The sequence below is a fragment of the Pseudomonadota bacterium genome, from assembly GCA_022361155.1.
In the GTDB taxonomy this organism is placed as follows: domain Bacteria; phylum Myxococcota_A; class Polyangia; order Polyangiales; family JAKSBK01; genus JAKSBK01.
In genome coordinates this window covers 1-19249 of sequence record JAKSBK010000112.1, presented here as the reverse complement: position 1 = coordinate 19249, position 19249 = coordinate 1, and the positions used below count along the sequence as shown (strand labels likewise).

General features: G+C 65.8%; 14 protein-coding genes. 5 read left to right on the top strand and 9 right to left on the bottom strand.

Annotated features, from left to right (window positions below):
• Positions 1-375: 375 nt before the first annotated feature.
• Both MJD61_04010 and MJD61_04005 read right to left on the bottom strand, forming a co-directional pair.
• Positions 376-735, bottom strand: coding sequence for a hypothetical protein (locus tag MJD61_04010; protein ID MCG8554442.1), 360 nt, complete (start codon positions 733-735; stop codon positions 376-378).
• Complete coding sequence (locus MJD61_04005; protein ID MCG8554441.1) at positions 732-1904, bottom strand: ATP-binding protein; 1173 nt, start codon at positions 1902-1904, stop codon at positions 732-734. The genes MJD61_04010 and MJD61_04005 overlap by 4 nt, the downstream gene beginning before the upstream one ends.
• Positions 1905-2188: 284 nt before the next feature.
• Between MJD61_04005 and MJD61_04000 the strand changes: the two genes are divergently transcribed.
• Entirely contained in the window at positions 2189-2428 is a 240-nt protein-coding gene (locus MJD61_04000; GenBank protein MCG8554440.1) for a type II toxin-antitoxin system VapB family antitoxin, read from the top strand.
• Positions 2425-2862, top strand: coding sequence for a PIN domain-containing protein (locus tag MJD61_03995; GenBank protein MCG8554439.1), 438 nt, complete (start codon positions 2425-2427; stop codon positions 2860-2862). The genes MJD61_04000 and MJD61_03995 overlap by 4 nt, the downstream gene beginning before the upstream one ends.
• 283 nt (positions 2863-3145) lie before the next feature.
• Here MJD61_03995 and sppA read toward each other — a convergent pair whose 3' ends face one another.
• The 3 genes from sppA to MJD61_03980 all read right to left on the bottom strand — a co-directional run bounded on the left by sppA (position 3146) and on the right by MJD61_03980 (position 9476).
• On the bottom strand, positions 3146-5662 hold the full coding sequence (sppA, locus tag MJD61_03990; GenBank protein ID MCG8554438.1) for a signal peptide peptidase SppA: 2517 nt from the start codon (positions 5660-5662) through the stop codon (positions 3146-3148).
• A 91-nt stretch (positions 5663-5753) separates the two neighbouring features.
• Positions 5754-7826, bottom strand: coding sequence for an endonuclease MutS2 (locus tag MJD61_03985; GenBank protein MCG8554437.1), 2073 nt, complete (start codon positions 7824-7826; stop codon positions 5754-5756).
• A 78-nt stretch (positions 7827-7904) separates the two neighbouring features.
• Positions 7905-9476, bottom strand: a complete 1572-nt coding sequence (locus MJD61_03980; protein ID MCG8554436.1) for a serine/threonine protein kinase — start codon at positions 9474-9476, stop codon at positions 7905-7907.
• 148 nt (positions 9477-9624) lie between these two features.
• Here MJD61_03980 and mutL point away from each other — a divergent pair, with 148 nt between their 5' ends.
• A complete protein-coding gene (mutL, locus tag MJD61_03975; GenBank protein MCG8554435.1) occupies positions 9625-11616 on the top strand; it encodes a DNA mismatch repair endonuclease MutL in 1992 nt (663 codons plus the stop codon).
• Positions 11588-12544, top strand: a complete 957-nt coding sequence (miaA, locus tag MJD61_03970) for a tRNA (adenosine(37)-N6)-dimethylallyltransferase MiaA (protein ID MCG8554434.1) — start codon at positions 11588-11590, stop codon at positions 12542-12544. The genes mutL and miaA overlap by 29 nt, the downstream gene beginning before the upstream one ends.
• Before the next feature lie 11 nt (positions 12545-12555).
• On the opposite strand, the gene MJD61_03965 is transcribed toward miaA, so the two are convergent.
• From MJD61_03965 to MJD61_03950, 4 genes are all read right to left on the bottom strand, one after another.
• The gene (locus tag MJD61_03965) at positions 12556-13476 is read right to left on the bottom strand and encodes a hypothetical protein (protein MCG8554433.1); all 921 of its coding nucleotides are present in this window, start codon (positions 13474-13476) and stop codon (positions 12556-12558) included.
• A gap of 179 nt (positions 13477-13655) precedes the next feature.
• Entirely contained in the window at positions 13656-15518 is a 1863-nt protein-coding gene (locus tag MJD61_03960) for an ABC transporter ATP-binding protein/permease (GenBank protein ID MCG8554432.1), read from the bottom strand.
• Complete coding sequence (locus MJD61_03955) at positions 15515-17284, bottom strand: ABC transporter ATP-binding protein/permease (GenBank protein MCG8554431.1); 1770 nt, start codon at positions 17282-17284, stop codon at positions 15515-15517. Before MJD61_03955 ends, MJD61_03960 begins: the two co-directional genes overlap by 4 nt.
• A 9-nt stretch (positions 17285-17293) precedes the next feature.
• A complete protein-coding gene (locus tag MJD61_03950; GenBank protein MCG8554430.1) occupies positions 17294-18091 on the bottom strand; it encodes a queuosine precursor transporter in 798 nt (265 codons plus the stop codon).
• Between the two features lie 377 nt (positions 18092-18468).
• On the opposite strand from MJD61_03950, the gene MJD61_03945 reads away from it, so the two are divergent.
• Positions 18469-19242: a protein phosphatase 2C domain-containing protein gene (locus MJD61_03945; protein ID MCG8554429.1), complete on the top strand. Its 774-nt coding sequence runs from the start codon at positions 18469-18471 to the stop codon at positions 19240-19242.
• Positions 19243-19249: the final 7 nt, after the last annotated feature.

The window sequence follows — 19249 nt, the reverse complement described above, 5'->3', positions numbered from 1 at the left end:
GGGCTGGAGCTCAAGAAGCCAAAGAAGGGTTCTCATTGGAAGTTCGTCGACACCTCGGGCAAGGCCTACACGGTGCCAGCACACAATGGACTGAAGCAAGAGATCGACGATGTCTATGTGGCGGGCCTTTGCGCATGTTTCGGGCTGGACGAATCGGAATTCCGCAAGCACCTGTGATCAGATCCGCATGCGCGATTCAGGGACGGACCTAGCTTCCGCTTCTTCACAAGATCGCATTCGATCGCTTGCGTCCTCAAGCGCTGTCGCTGCTCGTCAGCCGCCGAGATCCGAGCCCCCGCCGGCCTCGCCGCTACTCGAAGACGCTGTCCAGGCTCGGTGCCGTGAGCACGCGCTCGGCCCAGGTGTCGAGTTGCTCTACGGTCGCGCTGGCGAGCCGATCCTGCACGCTCTGCGGGAGCTCGCCAAAGCGCAACTGCAACAGACGAGCCACAAGCTCCGCCTTGCCCTCGGCATGGCCTCGGCCCTACCTTCGGCCTTGCCCTCGGCCTTGCCCTCGGCCCTACCCTCGGCCTTGCCTTGTTCGCGAATGCGTTGCGCTGCAGTCATGTATACCTCGCGGGCCTCGTCCCCGAGCTCCTCGACTACGAAGGTCTCGACCAGCTCGGGTGAAGCATCGGCTTCCTCCAGAACATACCGCAGAACCGTGCCGTCCTCGAGCTTGTCGTTTGTGGCGCGCAGGAGAGCCTCGTCGAGGCAGCCGCGGATCCTATTCACGTCATAGCGGCCAGGGTTGCGCTCATCTCTTTGATGCCGATGGCCTCCACGCGGCTGCCGAGGGGATAGCGCTCCTCACCGGAGTACAGCACGAAGGACCTATGGGGCTTGATGTCCGCGCAGGCAAGGTGGAATCCTTTGCTTAGGCGGGGCGTGAGGCCGTGTTTGATCTCGATGGTCCAGCGCTTTCGGCTGGCGAGCTCTAAAACAAGGTCGATCTCGGCGCCGGCTGCGGTGCGGTAGAAGGCGCACCGCGTTCGGGGTGGGGCACTGGACAACAAGTTTTCGATGACGAATCCCTCCCAGCTTGCCCCGATGACCGGGTGGCCGGCCAGGTCCTGGTGCCCGACAATGCCGAGCAAGGCATGCAGCATACCGCTATCGCGCACATAGACTTTGGGTGACTTGACGAGACGCTTGCCTGTGTTGGCATGAAAGGGCGGCAAGCGCCGAACGAGCAACAGGTCGGCCAGCAGATCGATGTAGCGCGTCACGGTCGGTGCGCTCAGCGACAGGCTCGCGGCCAAGCGCGAGGCGTTGAGCAGCGTGCCCTGTCCATGCGCCAGCATGGTCCACAGTCGCTCCAAGGTTTGCGCGGGAATGCGCGGTCCGAGCTGGGGCACATCGCGCTCCAAATAGGTACGGACGAAATCGGTACGGATGGCCAGACTTTCTCGATCGCTGCGGGCCAGAAAGGCGTCGGGGAAGCCACCTCGCAGCCAAAGGCGCCTTCGGGCGTTTTCGTCCGGCGCCGCTTCCAAAACGTCGAACGGGCCCAGATCGACGTAGGCGATTCGCCCTGCCAGGCTTTCGCCGGATTGGCGCAGTAGGTCGATCGACGCCGAACCCAGGATGAGGAAACGCCCGTGACGTCGACCACGACGCCTGCCCTGATCGATCAGACCGCGCAGCTCGCGAAACAGTTCCGGCGCACGGTGGATCTCATCCAGGATCACGAGCCGGTCTTCGTACGGGCGCAAGAAAAGCGCCGCATCGGTCAGCTTGTTGCGGTCCGCAGTGCTCTCGAGATCGAGATACAGCGCGTTGTGGTGATCGGCGATCTCGATGGCCAACGTCGTCTTTCCAACCTGGCGGGGACCGATCAGCGCCACAGCGGCTTGACGGCCGAGCGCCGCTTGGACCGTCCTGAAGGCACGGCGAGGTATCATCCTTGTATTTTGAATACATGCAATTCAATTTGCAAGGAAACACCCGGAACAGCTTCCGGCCGCAAGTCGGGTCCAAACAGCTTGTCACCTCAGCACCGCCCGCCGAAGCACCAGCAGCACCAGTACCACGGACCACGAGTTCGGTCCGGGTTCCGGAGCTGGCCCCAGGCCCGGCGAGGACCGGCTGTGTCCATGTCGAGTCCCGCCGTGGCTCAGCGGGCTGTCAAGACCGACGTGCAGGATGCCGGATTGCATATATATGCATTCATGGTATGTGTCTAGGCATGCGAACCACGCTGGACCTGGATGATGCTCTGCTGGCCGAAGCGCGACGGAGGGCCGGCGAGCAAGGCACCACGCTTACGGCGGTAATCGAGCAAGCGCTGGCAGCCGCGTTCGCTCCGCCTGTGCGAACGGGCAAGCCGTTTCGGCTCGCTTGGAGGCCCCGCCGAGGACGCTTTCTGGGAGGGGTCGACATCGCGGACCGGGACGCGCTCTACGAGACCATGGAAGGACGACGATGAAGGCGGTTGACACCAATGTTCTTGTGTACGCCGATCGACGAGAAATGCCGTTGCACACCGTCGCCCTCGCGCGGCTCCGAGCTCTGGCCGAGGGGCACGAGGCGTGGGCGCTTCCGATCTTCTGTGTGGGCGAGTTCGTGCGCGTCGTGTCGCATGCGCGCCTCTTCGACCCCCCCACGCCTGCCCCACAGGCCCTCAAACAGATAGGCGCTCTGCTTGCCAGCCCCTCGGTTCGTCTCCTGAGTCCCGGTAACCGCTTCGTCCCACTCCTGGAGCAGACCATCAAAGAGAGTGGGGCGAGCGGCAATCTCGTCTACGACGCTCAGATCGCCGCACTTTGCCTCGAACACGGGGCCCGCACACTGGTCACCAACGATCGCGATTTCAATCGCTTTTCGAGCTTGCGGATCGAGACCCTGGATGGCGAGGGGTAGGCAGAACCCGTAGAATCCAGCGCAAGAGCAGGTGACCGACAAAACTCAACCTCGAAACCACGACCGACCAGGAGCGTGCCATGGTGCCCGTAGAGGAGGACACCCTGTTTGAGGCCGAGCCCGTTGGGCGTTCGAGCGACGGGCTGACCGCCACCGACCACGACCGTTTGCTGTACCGCGAGTCGTAAGGGCTGTATTCGTAGACACCGCCGGCTGGATGATGCTCGCAGATGCAGCCGATGCGGGACATCGCCATGCGGAAGCCACGCCCATCCGTTTCGGCTCACGGCGCGATGTGCACGACGTAGGGCATGCGGGCAAGCGCCGCCCCGGTTTGTGCGCCGCGCAACACGAGCGCGAGCTCGAGCGCAGCGCGTAGCTCTCTCGGCACGAGCTCGGAGGCGAGGCCGGGCGCGCCGCGCGCCGCGGGCGCTTGTCCAGAGGCCGGCGCAGCTTGGACCCGCGCTGCCCACTGCCCGAGCAAATGGTCCGTTAGGTTCAGCTTGCGCTCGGGAAGCACGACGACCGGCGCGTCGGCCGCCAGTCCAGTCAGTTGCCTGGCGCGCGCCAGCGCCGAGGCGAAACCTCCGAGCCGATCTACCAGACCTTGCGCCAGCGCGGCCTTGCCCGACCAGACGCGACCGCGCGCGAGCGCGTCGATTTCGTCTCGGGTCCGCTTGCGGCCCTTGGCCACTCGCTCGAGGAAGCGCTCGTAGTAGAGTCGCACCTGTGCGCTGAGCGCCGCCCGTTCATCCGGCGTGAAGGGTCTGTAGAGGGATTGAGCGCCGGCGCGCCGCCCACGACGCATGTGCTCGACCCCGATGCCGAGCCGGCCGGCGAGCTCGGCCACGTCGACTTTGCCGTAGAAGATGCCGATCGAGCCTGTCACGCTAGCGGGATCCGCCCAGATCTCATCGGCTGCGGAGGCCACGTAGTAGCCACCGCTGGCGGCGAGTGCGCCCATCGAGGCGATCAGCGGCTTGCGCTTGCGGGCTCTGCGAATCGCGCGCCAAATCTGATCGGACGCCAGCACGGCACCACCGGGCGAATCCACGCGCAAGACGATCGCCGCCACGCCGGCATCGGCTGCGAGGGCTTCGAGTGTTTGCGCTACCGTGCGGCCGCCGGTGACGTGAATGTCAACCAAAGGCACGTCCCGGTTCTCGCCGTCCGCGATGGAATGGTCCACGACCACGACGGCGACCCGCCGCGCGAAGCGGCGCGCTGCACCGTCCCTGGCGGGCAGCTTGGCCAGCAGCGGCAGCTCGCCCAGGAACTTCTTCAGCGGCTCGTTCAGGGCGAGCTCGTCGAGCTCGTGCGCCACGAGCCGGCGCTGCCTCGCGGCCGTCGCGAGGTACGGCCCTTCGTCGATCAGCGCCCGCACCGCCGCTTCGCTGCGCCTTAGATTCTGCGACAGGTCTCGCACCAGCATGCCATACAGGTCGTCGAGCAGCGCTTGGCTCTGTTCGCGCGCCGGCTCGGACAGCCGGGAGCTCATGAGCTGTTCGGGCGCTGCCTTGTACTTGCCGATGCGCACGAAGTCCGCACGCACGCCGAGCTTGCGAAGCATGTCGCCGAGCAACAAGACCTTCAGGGAGGGCCCGAGCAAACGCACGCCCCCCGCCGGGTCCAGCGCCACGTGGGTGGCGCCGGCGCAGGCATAGTATTCGCTGCCGGAAGCCAGCTCGAGGTGGCAGACCACGGGTTTGCCAGCCTTACGCAGCGCCTCGATCTGTAATCGCAGCTCCTGCGCGTACGCGAGGCCGAGATCCGTTCCGCGCATCCGCAGCAACACGCCGGCAACGCGCTCGTCGTGCAGCGCGCGGTCCAGTTGCAGCGCGATCGCAATCAGACGCCGCGGACCAACGCTACCCGCGATCTCGATGTTGAGCGCCACGTTGCGGCCGGGAATCCCCGCGCGGGCGCTGCCCTCGAGACGCAAAGCGACCAGCGCCGCGCGTACGCGCCTGTCCTGTGCGTCTCCTGCCAGCGCTGCACCCGCCGAACTGCTGCCCCAGTTGACCGTCAGCCCTGCGAGTGCACGTACGGTGGTTCCAGAGGAACCTATCCGCTCTGCCTCCAGCGCGAGCGAAGCCGCACCCACCCAGGGAACCCGCAGCTGGGTTGCCAGACGCGCGCCGGCGTTGGCCGAACGATCCAGCGCCAGCGCGAGGTCAAACGCCAGGGGACCCATGCCAAGAGGGTGGAGTGTGACGGAACCCACCAGCGATGGACCCAGGTCGAGCTGGTAGCCTGCGCCGCCGCGCGATACCAGCAAGTCGCGTCCAGCAAGCGAAAAACCCAAGGCCGCTGCCGGCTGCCAGGCCAGCCCCAAATCCAGACTCGTGAGCCCATCCACCCTCGGGTCGGGGGACGCGAGCCAATGCAGGCTCCCTCCAAAGGCAAGCCGTGCAGACTGGGCGAACGCAAGCGTCCAGGACAGCATCCGATGCGGGATCCCGAACGCGCCCGTGGCGGGTCTCACGTCTTGCAGCGACAGGCCCGAGGCAACACCGAACGCAAGCGGGCTCGCTGCGAAGAAGGCGTCGCCACCCGCCGGCCACCCCGGATCGCTGGATCGGGCGTGCAGGTACGCGAGGCTGTAGGAGGGCAGCTGCGCGAGCGATGCGGGGTTGACATCCATGGCCATGGCGTCGTCTCGCAAAGCCAGCACGCCGGGCGGCGTCCAGACCGGATCGGTTGGCCGGTGAAACTGCGCCAAGGCGATGGACGCGACGCAACAGACGGCGCATGCCTCACAAGCTGCAAGCAGCGCGAAAACCCCGAAAGCGATCCTCATCACCGTGGCAACCCGGACCGAGACAGGGCGGGACCCCGTTGCACCGCATCGCCGTTGGCTCTCTGTGCTCGCCTCACGATCTCCGCTTCGACTACTTGATTTCGTTTTCGTCGACCCAAAGCTGCAGCGATCCGATCGCGACCTTCGCGCGGCCCTTGGCCGCAAGACCAACTATCCGGCCCTGAGCTCGCAGTCGCTTGACATAGACTCGGGCACCCAGCTGAAGGGCCTGTACCGCTGCAGCCGGCCGTTCGCTATCGGGCGCGGCGTGAACGATCTCACCCGGATCGAGGTCACCACCCAGCGCGACTCTGCGCGCCACTGCGTCCAGCCTCTCGCCCGCCTGCCGAACGGAGGCAGCGGACCGGGCCTCGCGCCGAAGCTCGCTGCGCGCCTGATCGATGCTGCGACGAGCCGCCTGCAGTTCTTCCATCAGGCGTTGAGCCTCCGCGGTCAGCCCGGCACGACTTTGGGCTTTCACCCGCGCCAGGCGTTGCTCGAGGTCGACCCGCATCATTTCGAGCTCGCCTTTGTGGCGTGCGGCTTCGGAACGCTCCCGGCGCGCGAGGTCGGTCTGCTCGGTGAGTCTGCGAACCAGCTGGTCGAACTGCTTGGACTGCTCCGGCAGCAGGCGTCGCGCGTCTTCGATCACCTGCGCCGGAATACCGAAGCGCGCAGCCACTGCGAGGGCACTGGATGCGCCGGGTACGTCGAGCAGCAGCTCGAAGGTGGGAGTCATCTGGGCAACGTCAAACCCGACGGACGCGTTGCGCACACGCTCTGCCTTCAGGGCCATGGCCTTGAGCGCCTCGTAGTGCGTCGTGACGGCGCTGGCAGCCCGGACATCGCACAAGCGGTTGACCACCGCGCACGCGAGGGCCGCGCCTTCCTGAGGGTCGGTGCTGCCAGCCAGCTCGTCCAACAGGACGAGGCTGCTCTGGTCTGCCTGCTCCATGATCAGCGACAGGTTCTTGATGTGGGCCGAGAAGCTCGAGAGGTTCTTGAGCGTGGACTGCTCGTCTCCGACATCGGTCAACACGCTGTCGAAGTAGCCGCACACGCTGTTCGGTCCGGCCGGCAGCGGCAACCCGGCGCGCACCATCAGTGCCGAGAGCCCCAGGGTCTTGAGCGCCACGGTCTTGCCACCCGCGTTCGGCCCGGAGATCACAAGCGAGCGCCCCGTCTCGGCCGCCAGATCCATGGCCACCACTGCGCCCCCCTCGAGCAGGAGCAAAGGACTTCGTGCGGCATCCAGGCGCATCCGCGCGTCAGCCACGAGCTGGGGCGGATGCGCCTGCAGATCCCGGCCCAGGACGGCCGAAGCGCTCCGCAGATCCGCATGCGCCAGGGCCTCGCAGACGCTACCGAGCGAGTGCACCTGCTCCCGAACCCGATCCGACAACTCGGCGAGTATCCGGGTTTCCTCGCAACGCAGTTCCCCCTCGGCTATCTTCAGGCGGTTGGCCTGCGGCACGATGGACCTGGGCTCGATGAACACCGTGGCGCCGCTGCTGCTTGTCGCGTGCACGATCCCGGGTAACCTGTCGTGCGCATCCCTTCGCACAGGCACCACGTACCGGCCTTCGCGCACGGTGTGGAAGCTGTCCTGAAGCAGGGCCGTGTGCTGGCGCACCAACTCATCGAGTCGGCCCACGATGCGTGCTCTGAGATTGCCGACCTCCCGGCGCAGATCGCGCAGCGCCGGGCTCGCCTGGTCCCTGAGCATGCCGTCGCTCTCGAGTGCGAAGGCGAGCTCACGCTCCAGCTCGCGCAGCGCAGGATCGTAGCTGCACGCGGCCCGCAACCGGGGCACGCGCGCCCCGCGTTCCCGCAAGAACTGGTCGAGCACCCGACCGCCCCTCAATGCTTGCAGCACATCGCAAAGCGCGTGACCATCCAGCATTCCGAAGCGCCGCAGCCTTTGCAGGTGGGGTTTTGCGTCCCGAAGGTCATCGAGCGGCAGGGGTTCGCCACCAGCGGGCAGCTGCATGGCCTCGGCGGTTTCCTCCTGGGCAATCCGAGTAGCCTCGAAGCCCTGCGCGAACTCGAGACGCAACGCGCTTGCGGTCGGCCCCCGGCGTCGGTCCGCTACCGCTCGCTCGATCCGCCCCCATTCCAGGTCCTGCCTGGTTTTGGCCGAGATCGCGCGCGCAGCGGTGCCCATGTGGGTGGCAGGCTATCCAACCACCCTGCTGCGTCAACCCTACATGAAGCTATCCGGCGCCTTGCGGCCGCCCAGAGGCTATCTTGCCTCTTTTTGCTCCGGCCTGGCCAACCCGTGCGCCGGCTTGTCGGCTCGCAGCGCCCCATCGCGGGTGGGATGCGCCAGCCTCAGCTCAACGGTCATCGGCTCGGTGGGCGTGACCGACTTGGTCACGGCGCCCCCGCCTTGACGGTGCGCCGTCAGCGTCACGGGCTTCCCCTTCGGCGTTTGGAACGCGCAGGGCATGCTCTCACAGACCTCACCGCGCCCGGTCACGCTGATCCTGGCGCCGGCTGGTCGGGTCCGCACCCGTATCTGCACCAACCCGGCCGATCCCGATTCCCCCGCGGAGCCGGCAGGCGCGCCAGCATGGTTGCCGCCCATGGGCTCGGTCGTGTCCGGATCGGTTTGCATGCCGGCCAAGACCGCTGCAGCCGCTAGACCTGCTACGGCGAGCCCTGCCGCAGCGGCTCGCAACCCGGAACGCGACGTGGGTGCACTGGGCGCCCGCGCCACGCTGGCGCCAGCCTCCGGAGCGACTGCGGTCGCCGCCATCCCGGCAGCGGCAGACACACCGGTAGCGCGCTCGAAATTCACCGGCCCGCCGGGCATCGTCTTGGCCCATGCCCCATCCCCCCACTCCGGCGCCTGAGCCAGCTGATGACCCATCTCGTGCATGGTCTGGAAGCGCTCGTCCGGGTTTTTGGCGAGCGCCTTGCAAACCACTGACCGTAGCTGCTCACTGATCCGAAGCTCCGGGTTGACCAGCTCCAGGGGCGAAACGTCGCCGTGCAGGTGCTGAGTGAGCACGCCGAAGAAGTCGTCGCCTTGAAAAGGCGTCTGACCGGCTAGCAGCTCGTACAGGATCACACCGAGCGCGTAGACATCCACGCGCTGGTCCAGCTGGCTACCCGCCGCCTGTTCGGGCGACATGTATTCGGGAGTTCCGAACATCAAACTGGTCCTGGTGAGCCTGCGTTTCCCGTTCGCTCCCCCGAAGTCGGTCATCTTGGCGATACCGAAATCCACGATCTTCACGAAGTCGGGCAGCTGGTCGCGACGCGCAAGAAACACGTTCTCCGGCTTCATGTCCCGATGGACGATACCCTTGGCGTGCGCGGCTCCGAGCGCGCCGCAGCACTGGGCCACGATGCGCACCGCCCGCGCGGGAGCCAAGCTGGCTTCGCGGGTGAGGACATCGGCCAGATCTTCACCGTCGAGAAGCTCCATCACGAAGTAGATCTCCCCGCCAGGTGTTTCTCCGAAGTCGGAGACGTCCACGATGTGGGCGTGCCCGATCTTGGAAGCGCTCTTGGCCTCCCGCCGGAAACGCTCCACCAGCTCCGAACGGCTCGATAGCTCCGCGCGTAACACCTTGAGCGCCACGCGCTTGTCGATCATCACGTGCTCGGCCTCGTAGACGAATCCCATGCCGCCTTCGCCGATCCTCCGCAGTACCTTGTAGCGGTCGGACAACGTGACGCCGATCAAGTGATCGTGCGGGTTCTCCAGAGCCGCAGGCACCATGGACGGGGTGATGAGCCGACCTCCGTCGTTGGCACAGAAGTCACCGTATTCGAACTCGCTCTGGCAGCTAGGACAGACCTTCATGGGTGAGCCGCCCCGCGCCCGATCTTTAGTACGGTGGTAGCCGGGGAACTTGGGGGGTGAGACCGGACACCTGCTTTCTTTCGTGACTTCAGGCCCTTACAGAGCCGAGCGATTGCGCGCTCCCCTGCCCCTGAGCTAGCCTGGCCGTGTGACCGGCTGCATCCGCGTCCTCGACCGCGCGCTGGCGGACCAGATCGCGGCAGGTGAAGTCGTGGAACGTCCGGCCAGCGTAGTGAAGGAGCTGGTCGAAAACGCGCTCGACGCCGGTGCCGGCAATGTGACCGTTGAATGCGAGGGCGGGGGTGTGGTTCTCGTGCGCGTGACCGACGATGGTGTGGGCATGTCGAGCAGCGACGCCGAGCTGTGTGTTCAACGACACGCCACGAGCAAACTGGCCAGCAAGGAGGAGCTCGGTGCGATCCGGACCTTGGGATTCCGGGGCGAGGCGCTGCCCTCCATCGCATCGGTTTGCCGCTTCACGCTCAGGTCGCGCACCAAAAGCGCAGTCGCGGGCACCGAAGTGCGCATCGATGGCGGCGACCCGCCTAGCGTGCGCGAGGCCGGCTGCGCGCCAGGTACCTCGGTCGAGGTCCGCGATCTGTTCTACAACGTCCCTGCTCGACGCAAGTTCCTCAAGAAAAAGGGCACGGAATCGGCGCACATCACCGACGTGTGCCTGCGCGTCGCGCTTGGCTTTCCGAAAATGCGGTTGGTGCTCTTGCGGGATGGCAGGCGCGTGCTGGAGCTGTTGCCGGACCACGACATGTTCGCGCGAGCCGCCCGTGTTCTGGCCGAAACCGACCTCAGTTCCATTGCGTGGGAGCGCGAAGGGATCAAGCTGTCGGCAGCCCTGGGCCCCCCCGAGCGCGCCCGCAGCGGCGCCGCCGGGCTGTACCTGCTGGTCAACCAGCGTCCCGTGCGCAGCCCCGCGCTGGCGCGTGCCGTGGCGTTCGCGTACGGGAGTGTGCTGCCACGCGGACGTTACCCCGCCGGCGTCGTGCAGCTCGAGCTCGACCCGCACGACATAGATGTCAACGTGCATCCGCAGAAGGCCGAGGTGCGCTTCGCTCGAGCGCAAGCCGTGCTCGAAGCCATCACGCGTGGACTCGCCAAGGAGCTTGGCACCCAGCCCTGGAGCGGACCGAGTTTCCGCTCGCCCGACTACTGGAGCGGACGCCTCGCGTCGCGCAAGCACGACGCTTCGCAGCCGGCCTCCGCGTCTCGGGCGCCCGGCCTACGCTGGGACGACCGCAAGGATCCCCGGTCCGGGCCGGACCGCGCAGCCAACGGCGAGCCCGCACGCGTCGGACCCAGCTCTTTCGAGCCAAGCCCTGGCGAGCCAGGACCTGGCGAACCAAGCCCTGGCAAACCAAGCCCTGGCAAACCAAGCCCTGGCGAACCAGGACCTGGCGAACCAGGACCTGCAGCGGCTGGCGCCACCGGTATCCCCGACCAACCCGATCCTTGGGGGCTTTTTCCCGGTTATCCGGGACGCGAGGCAGCGCCCCAACCGAGCGCGGTTCGCTCCCCCAGTGCCGGTTCGCTGTTGCCCGAGCCCGGACTGTTCGGCTCCCTGCGGGCGGTAGGACAGGTGCGCCGCATGTTCATCCTTTGCGAGGGCAGGCATGCGCTCTACATCTTGGACCAGCATGCGGCCGATGAGCGCGTGCGCTTCCACAGCATCAAGAACGACTACCAGCAACGAAGCGTGAAGCGCCAGCAGCTGCTCTTTCCCGAGCGAATCGAGTGTCTCGCGACGCACATCCAGCTGGTCGATGAGCAGCCCGAGGCTTTGGAGCGCATGGGACTCGAATGCAGTGTGATCGGGGCAACCACCGTGGCAGTGCGCTCGGTGCCGGCGCTGATGGGTCGCGTCTCGCCCGCGCGCCTGGTACGCGACGTGCTGGACCAGCTCGCGCGCAGCGGGGAGCGGGCCTTCTCCGATTCTGTGGACAAGGCGCTCGCGACCATGGCGTGTCATGGTGCCATCCGCGGTGGCGACAGCCTGTCGCGGCAGGAATGTCAGGCCCTGCTCGCCAACCTCGACCAGGTGGACGACTTCGCCGGCTATTGTCCGCATGGCCGGCCCATCGTGTTCAAGATCGCTTTCGATGAGCTCGAGCACCGCCTTGGTCGCTAGGGGTCCGACACGATCCAGACTGCTTGCGCTGGTGGGCGCGACAGCCACAGGAAAGACCGCCGCGGCCGTTCGTATTTGCCGGCGCTTGAACGGGGAGATCGTTGGCGCCGACAGCGTTCAGATCTATCGCGGCCTGGATATCGGCTCCGCCAAGCCGACCCCCGCAGAGCTCGACAGCGTACCCCACCACATGCTCGACCTGCTCGACCCGAACGAGACCATGGACGCGGTGCGCTTTGCCAAGCTTGCGGACGAGACTATCCAAGCCATCGGCACACGCGGCAGGATCCCGGTACTGGTGGGAGGCACGGGGCTGTGGATCCGGGCCCTGCTCCGCGGTCTGGTTGCCCTGCCGCCCGCCGACCGGCAGCTCCGGGAGCAGCTATGGCGCAAGTGGGGCGAGCTCGGAGCCGCAACGATGCACCGCAGACTCGCCCTGCACGATCCCCTGACCGCTGCACGCGTTCACGCCAACGACCGCAAACGCGTGGTGCGTGCCCTCGAGGTACTGGAACAGACCGGCAGACCCCTTGGCGAGCTGCAAGCGGCACACGCCCAGGGTACGCCGCGTTACGACGCCACCGTCGTTCTGCTAGGAATGCCCACTGCGCACCTCAACGAGCGAATTCGCGTGCGAACGCGCACCATGATCGACCGGGGCTGGATCGAGGAGGCCCGCACGATAGCCCAACGCTACGGTCCGGACAGCCCTGCCCTGCGTAGCCTTGGCTACCGCCAAGTCATGCTCCACCTTGACGGCAAGCTCGACCTGGCACGGATGCAGGCAGCCATCGTTCAGGCGACGAAACGCTACGCGAAGCGACAGCGCACTTGGTTCAACAGCGATCCCGACGTCGGCATGAAGTGCACCCCCGAGGAGCTCCTCGGCGAGGAGCTTCTAGCAAGATTCTTCGGATCTTGGGGCTAGCCCGCCGCCCCTCACTGGATGTGGGAATCGAGCGGAGTACCCGAGCCGTGGCAGACGCGCTCGCTCGCCAGGATGATGTCTTCCGGCGGCGTGCAGAGGTTGGTCGAGGGATCGCAATCCCTCGAGAGGCACTCACGGACGTTGCCGCCTCCTATTCCTCCGGACATCGCGGACGCGCAAGGTTCGCCACCCAGCTTCCTTGGAGCACAGGAGACCGCCAGCGGATCGCAGTAAGCGTATTGACCGCACTGGCGACCGGTCACGCCGGTTGGATCGCAGGGCGCACCCACGGGTAGCTGTGGCTGGCAAACCCCGGCCCCAGCTGACCGGTCGCAGTACAGGCCTTCATCGCAGAACACGATCACGTATGGACCCGTGGAATCGCACGCCTGCCCTGGTTGTGCCAGGATCCACTGCTTGCACAGGTTGTTGTCGTGCGCAGAGCAGATGGCGAAACCGTTCGGCGGCATCAGACACTCGTCATCGAAATCGCATGGTGTCCCAGGTGGGCGATTCCCGGTGAAGATGTCGAAGCAGTCGCGCATGTCGTGAAGCTCATGCTGGATGTCCAGCGTGCTCACGACGCACTGGCTGAACAAATCTTGTTCACCCGCCAGGCACGCGTCGATTCGCTCGGGGTTGAAGTTCAGGTTCTCTGCCCTCGTGTGTTCGACGTGCAGCTGGCACTCGCGCCGTTTCTCCGCTACGCACTCGGCTCGGTCGAACCAGGCCTCGCAGCACGGCTCGAGGATCGCGCACCACTGTTCGGGAAACTTGTCGCATACGTTGTCCAACGTGTAGTCGTTGGATCCACCGCATGCTTGGAAGGCCAGCAGCAGCGTGAGCCCCGCCGTCAACGCTGCAAGCCGAGCGACGAGACCGGCCCCGAGGCGCCGGGTCCGATTGGCAACGTCGTTCCGAGTCGCTTGCATACGGTACAGCACCGATCGCTGCCCGGTGTATACCCGGCCGCCGGCGACGCGGCAACGCGGCCCGGCAACGCGCGCCAGAGCGCCGGACCCGCCCAGCTGTTGAGCGCTGCGGTTGCTGCCTCCGTTCCCTGGCTGCGGGGGGGGTCCAGCCGCGGATCACGCATGCTCCACTCGGCGGCTCACGCCGGCGCCTCGAAATGGAGCCGATGCAGTCGCGAGTACACCCCGCCTTTGCGTAGCAGCTCAGCATGGCTGCCCTGTTCCACGATGCGGCCATGGTGGAAAACCAGCACCCGATCGACCTGTCGAATGGTCGATAGTCGGTGGGCGATGATGATCGCCGTTCGGCCGCGCAGCAGCGTGGCCGTGGCCTCCTGCAGGCGCGCCTCGGTCTCGGTGTCCACGTTCGCTGTGGCTTCGTCGAGAACGAGCAGGGAACCCGGACGGTAGAGCGCTCGCGCGAATGCGATGAGCTGGCGTTCCCCCGCACTGAAATTGGCTCCACGAGCTTCCACGCGGGCGTGCAGCCCACCCTCACGGCTAGCGATCAAATCCAGAGCCCCGACTCGCTCCAACGCGTGCTTGACGGCGCCCGCGTCAGGCTCCGGGTCCCCCAGGGCAACGTTGTGGAGCACGCTGCCCGCAAAAAGGAACACGTCTTGAGGCACCACGGAAAACCGCGATCGCAGGTCCGTCGGGTCAGCCCGGGCTGCATCGAGGCCCTGTACCGTAATCCGGCCTCGCCACCCTTGATGCAGGCGCAGCGCCAAAGCGACGAGCGTGCTCTTACCGGCCCCTGTGGCCCCCACGATCGCAACCTTCTCCCCATGCCGCAGCATGAAGCTCACGTCTCGCAGGACCGGCACGCCGGCTCGATAGGCGAACGTCACGTTTCGAAAACACAGCGCCGGCTCCTCCCGTTCGGCCGGTCTTCCCGGCACGCCGGCTGCGCCGGCTTCCGTTTCGTCAACGTCCAAAAAGCCGATTACACGCTCCGCCGACGCCAGCGATGATTGGATCATCGTGTATTTGGTCGACAGGTCTCGCAGCGGAACGAAGAACAGGTGGATGAACTGATAAAAGGCTACGACCGTGCCAATGTATTCGACCGGATTCGCGACCGAGCCCGCGCGTACAGCCGCGTACCACAGGATAGCCGCAAGGCACCCGGCCGAGACGCCTTCAACAACCGAGTGAAGCATGGCGTCCAACCTGATCGCCCTGTAGTTCGCCTCCTTGTAGGCAACGTTGATCTTGTCGTATTCCCGGGCGCAGGCCCTCTCGCGCCCGAAAGCCTGAATGACCGCTATTCCCTGGACCTGCTCGGAAAGAAAGGCGTTGAGCTGAGCCACCCTCGCGCGAATGGTGCGGAACGCATCGCGCGCATGGCGACGCACCATCTGCACCACCAGACCCAGGGGGGGTACGACCATCAGCGTCACCAGCGTCCAGCGCCAATCGACATAGAACATCATGGCGACGATCCCCAGCATCGTCAGCACGTCGGTGATCACGGTGACGGCTCCGGAGGCGAACGACTCGCCGAGCGTTTCGATGTCGTTCGTGATCCGAGTCAGCACCCGCCCGATGGGAGTCCGGTCGAAGTAGCCCAGATGCAGCCGCGTAGCGTGAGCAAACGCCCTGGCACGCAGATCCGCCATCATGCGTTGCCCGGCCAGCTGTATGAGGTACATGTGAGCGGTTTGGCTCAGAAAGTGAACGCTGATCGCGACCAAATACTGCAGCACACCGGCGAGCACCAGATCCGAGCTGCGAACGACGATGGCCGCATCGATGATGCGCTCGGTCAGTCCAGGACGGATCGCAACGGCAGCGGCAGTCAACGGCGACAGGCCAAGCGCCAACAACAGCAGCACGCGCTGATTGCGTGCAAACGGTGCGAGACGGCGGACGAGATTCCAGTCGTAGTGCCGTAGTCCCGCCGGCTCCTCCTGACCCTGCAGCATGTCCACCGGCCGCGTGCCGGCCGGGCCATCACGCGAGCCGGATCCGCCAACCCTGGTCGTGGTCCGTGGGCTCACAGCGCGGCCAGCTCCTGTTCCAGCCGCTGCCGCGCGGCCAGCGCGCTGTAGCTGCCACCCTGCCCTATCAACTGCTCATGAGTACCCCGCTCGACGACCTTGCCGTGTTCGAGCACCACGATCTCATCGGCGCGGCGAGCAGCAGCGACTCGATGAGTAACCAGGATGACGGTACGGCCCTGCGCGGCCTCGTCCAGAGCCTCCAAGATCTCAGCCTCCGTCTTGGCATCCACCGCGCTCAGCGGGTCATCCAGAATCAGCACTCGAGGCTCGAGCAGCAGCGCCCTGGCGAGCGCGATGCGCTGCTTTTGGCCCCCGGAGAGCTGGACACCGCGCTCTCCCACCACGGTTTCGAAGCCCTCGGGCATCGCCTCGATGTCCGACGCAACCCGAGCGCGCGCAGCAGCTTCGTGAATGCGATGCCTGGCACCCGAAGAGTCGACTTCGTCCAGGGCGAAACCGATGTTCTTGGCGACGGTGGTGGAGAATAGAAAGGGCTCCTGCTGCGCGTAGCCCACCGATCTGCGAAAGGCGGCAAGCGTGAGATGAGCGATGTCGGTGCCGCCTACAAAGATCCGGCCGCTCGGGCTCGGAAGCACCCGAGCGAGCAGCGCGGCAAGGGTGCTCTTTCCGCTGCCCGTCTGCCCCACAATGGCGATCTTGCCTCCAGCAGCGACATCGAAGCCGACCTCGTCGACGACCCGCCTGCTCCCAAAGGAGTGGCAAAGGCCTCGCACCACGACGTCGCCCGCCAGCGTTCGGTCCACAGCCCCTGCCTCATCGACGACATCCGGCTCGGCCGCCAGAATCTCGTGGATGCGAGCGTAGGCCGACTTCCCGCGCTGAAGCACGCTGAGCAGGTACCCGAGTCCGAGAGTCGGCCAGACGAGCTGCTCGGTGTAGGCCAGAAAAGCCGCGAGCTCACCTGCGCTGAGCCGACCCTCGAGACACATGTTCGCGCCCCTGTAGAGCACCACCAACGCCGCCAGCGACGACACACCGAGCAGCACCGGCCACATCAACGCCCGGAGCCTCGCCAGGTGTACGTTCGCGGTGAGCACGCGCTCGTTGACGTGCCCAAAGCGTCGCTGCTCGGCGCGTTCGAGCCCGAACACCCGCACCAGCCGGATCCCCGACAGGGTCTCCTGCACGCGCTCGGACAGCTCGCCAAGAGCGCTCTGCGCGACACGGCTGCGTCCGTACATGGCGCGGCCAAAAGCCCCGGTTGCGAGCATCAGGAATGGGTAGGGGGCAAGTGCGTACAGCGTGAGCTCACCCGAAATGGTCGCCATCAGGGAGATCACAACCGTATACGCGACCAGCGAGTTGATGAGGTTGAGCAGACCGAAGCCAAACACGAGGCGCACCTGCCCCAGATCGTTGATGGCGCGGCTCATCACGTCGCCTGTGCCCATGCTTCGAAAGAACGATGAGCCCAGCCGATGGAGTCTGCCGAGCAAGTCGTTTCTCAACTCGTACTCGATGTCCCTGCCGATGTTGAACAAGCGCACTCGCGACCTGGTTCGGACCAGCGTCATCGCGACCGCGCAGCCCACGACCGCCGCGGCGAAGTACTGAACCCGCAAGAATTCCGCGGCCACCAGGTCGTCCACCGCGTGCTTCAGCAGCCACGGAATCGTCTTCTCGAGCGCGTTGGTCAACAGCAGCAGGCCGAGCCCATGCAACAGCGCGCTCCTGTGAGCTCCGAGCTTTCTCAGCAGCGGCAGCCAGCCAGCCGCCTGCTCGTCGGAATCGGGACGCTTCATGGCCGAAGCCTAGCTGCTTGGGGATACCGCGGAAAACGAATGGGCGATGGGCAGCCGAAGATAGCGGCACAGGTAGTGAACGCCCACGTAGAACGGCACCGTGTCCAATAGCGCGACGACAAGCTTGAATGAGTATCCCGCGGCAATGAACGTCAGCAGCTGCGGCCACAACGCCCTATCCTCTTGAAGCGGCAGGGCACCGGACAAGAAGTGCGTCACCAGAATGACAGCGGTGGTGTCCACTAGCTGGCTGAGCAACGTAGAACCGTTATTGCGCAACCACAAGTGGCGACCCTGAGTGACGCGCTTCCAGAAGTGGAAAAGCCGTACGTCCACGAGCTGCGACACAAGGTATGCCACCATCGAGGCGGTGACTGCTCCGAACGCCAGCTCCCGCACGGCAAAAAATGCTCCGGCGTGGGGCTCGTTCGGGGGCCCTGGCAGGACGCCGCCGAGCCACAGGATGCCCATGACCCACAAGTTGATTCCCGCGCCCAACATGACCACGAAGCTGGCACGCCGGCGGCCGTAGATTTCGCAGATGAAGTCCGTGCACAGAAAAGTGACGGGATAGGGGAGCACACCGACTGCGAGGGGAACCGGAACGTGCCCCAGGCCCGGAACATCGAACGACAGATCGATGAATCGGCTGATGCCGAGAATGTTCAACATCGCGAGCGTCCCGAGAAACAGGCCGGCGAGCACCAGGAACACACCCTCCCGGCGAACGTACAGGGCATGTTCGGGAAGTGCCGGAAGACCGGGATAGCGATGCTGGACGCTGGGAAGAGTGGTCTGCTCGGTCACGGAATCCGGACGGGCTCCAAGGGCCCGCGGGAGAATAACTCGTGTGTTTCGGCGAGGACTGGGCGCCGCCGGCGAGGCGCGACGACGAGGAGTATTGGGGATACTTCGAGGACGAGCAACATAGCCGGCGGTGGTCAGAACCGGCGAAATGGATGAGTCGTTCTTCCGCGGGCCCCTAGCCTCTTCGCCGCAGAACGTTCGCAGCGAGGGGCGCCATGGTTGCAGCCGCCAGCCGCGGGTCAGTCCCGCCACCGGCGTCCCGGTCCCGTCTTGCCCGCCGTGCGCGATTAGCACGCCTGCCCTCCCCTCAAGCCCTGAGCCGGCGGCCGTACTGTTTAGCGAGGCCTCGCACGAGCCCCAAGGCCAGGCGGGATTCGATGGTACGAAGCGTTGGGCAAGGCCTGTCCGATATCGGGCGGCGAAGAAAGAACAACCAGGATGCCTTCCTCGTGGATGACATCCTCGGACTGTACATCGTTGCAGATGGGATGGGCGGCCACAAGGCCGGAGAGGTAGCCAGCACCCAGGCCATCACGACCATTCGCAACATGATCAAGTCCGGCTGGTCGGATCTGGCCGGGCTCTCGCAGCGGCCCCCGGCTCCGGGACGGATCCCCGACGCCGTGGGCCGCCGCGGCTTGCGCCTCATGGAGAGCGCGGTGCAGGCTGCCACCTACATGATCTGTGCGATGGCCGACTACGATCCGAGCAGGGAAGGCATGGGCACTACCGTGTCGGCGCTGCTGGTACGAGGCCCCACCGCTGTGGTGGCCCAGGTGGGTGACAGTCGGGTATACCGAGTGCGCGGAACCGAGGTGCAGCAGCTCACCGAGGATCACACCGTCGTCGCGTATCAGATCAAAAACGGACATATCACCCCGGAGCAGGCTCGCTTCTCCCCCTACAAGAACATGATCACGCGCGCGGTCGGCTCCAACGATTACGTTCAGGTGGACACCCTCCTGCTTCAGGCCGAGCCAGGTGACCGCTTCCTGTTGTGCTCCGATGGACTCCACGGCTACCTGGGCCTCGACGAGGTGCTGGCCGTCATGCAACAGGAACCCGGGAGCGCAGTACAGGAATTCGTGCAGCTCGCCAATCAGCGCGGCGGCCGGGACAATATCACCGCCCTGATCGTCGATCTCGATTAGCTACATG

Excerpts from the sequence above, each read along its gene's own strand:
- MJD61_04005 (MCG8554441.1), bottom strand. The coding sequence starts at position 1,904 with ATGATACCTCGCCGTGCCTTCAGGACGGTCCAAGCGGCGCTCGGCCGT.
- MJD61_04000 (MCG8554440.1), top strand. The coding sequence starts at position 2,189 with ATGCGAACCACGCTGGACCTGGATGATGCTCTGCTGGCCGAAGCGCGA.
- MJD61_03995 (MCG8554439.1), top strand. The coding sequence starts at position 2,425 with ATGAAGGCGGTTGACACCAATGTTCTTGTGTACGCCGATCGACGAGAA.
- sppA (MCG8554438.1), bottom strand. The coding sequence starts at position 5,662 with ATGAGGATCGCTTTCGGGGTTTTCGCGCTGCTTGCAGCTTGTGAGGCA.
- MJD61_03985 (MCG8554437.1), bottom strand. The coding sequence starts at position 7,826 with ATGGGCACCGCTGCGCGCGCGATCTCGGCCAAAACCAGGCAGGACCTG.
- MJD61_03980 (MCG8554436.1), bottom strand. The coding sequence starts at position 9,476 with ATGAAGGTCTGTCCTAGCTGCCAGAGCGAGTTCGAATACGGTGACTTC.
- miaA (MCG8554434.1), top strand. The coding sequence starts at position 11,588 with ATGAGCTCGAGCACCGCCTTGGTCGCTAGGGGTCCGACACGATCCAGA.
- MJD61_03965 (MCG8554433.1), bottom strand. The coding sequence starts at position 13,476 with ATGCAAGCGACTCGGAACGACGTTGCCAATCGGACCCGGCGCCTCGGG.
- MJD61_03955 (MCG8554431.1), bottom strand. The coding sequence starts at position 17,284 with ATGAAGCGTCCCGATTCCGACGAGCAGGCGGCTGGCTGGCTGCCGCTG.
- MJD61_03945 (MCG8554429.1), top strand. The coding sequence starts at position 18,469 with ATGGTACGAAGCGTTGGGCAAGGCCTGTCCGATATCGGGCGGCGAAGA.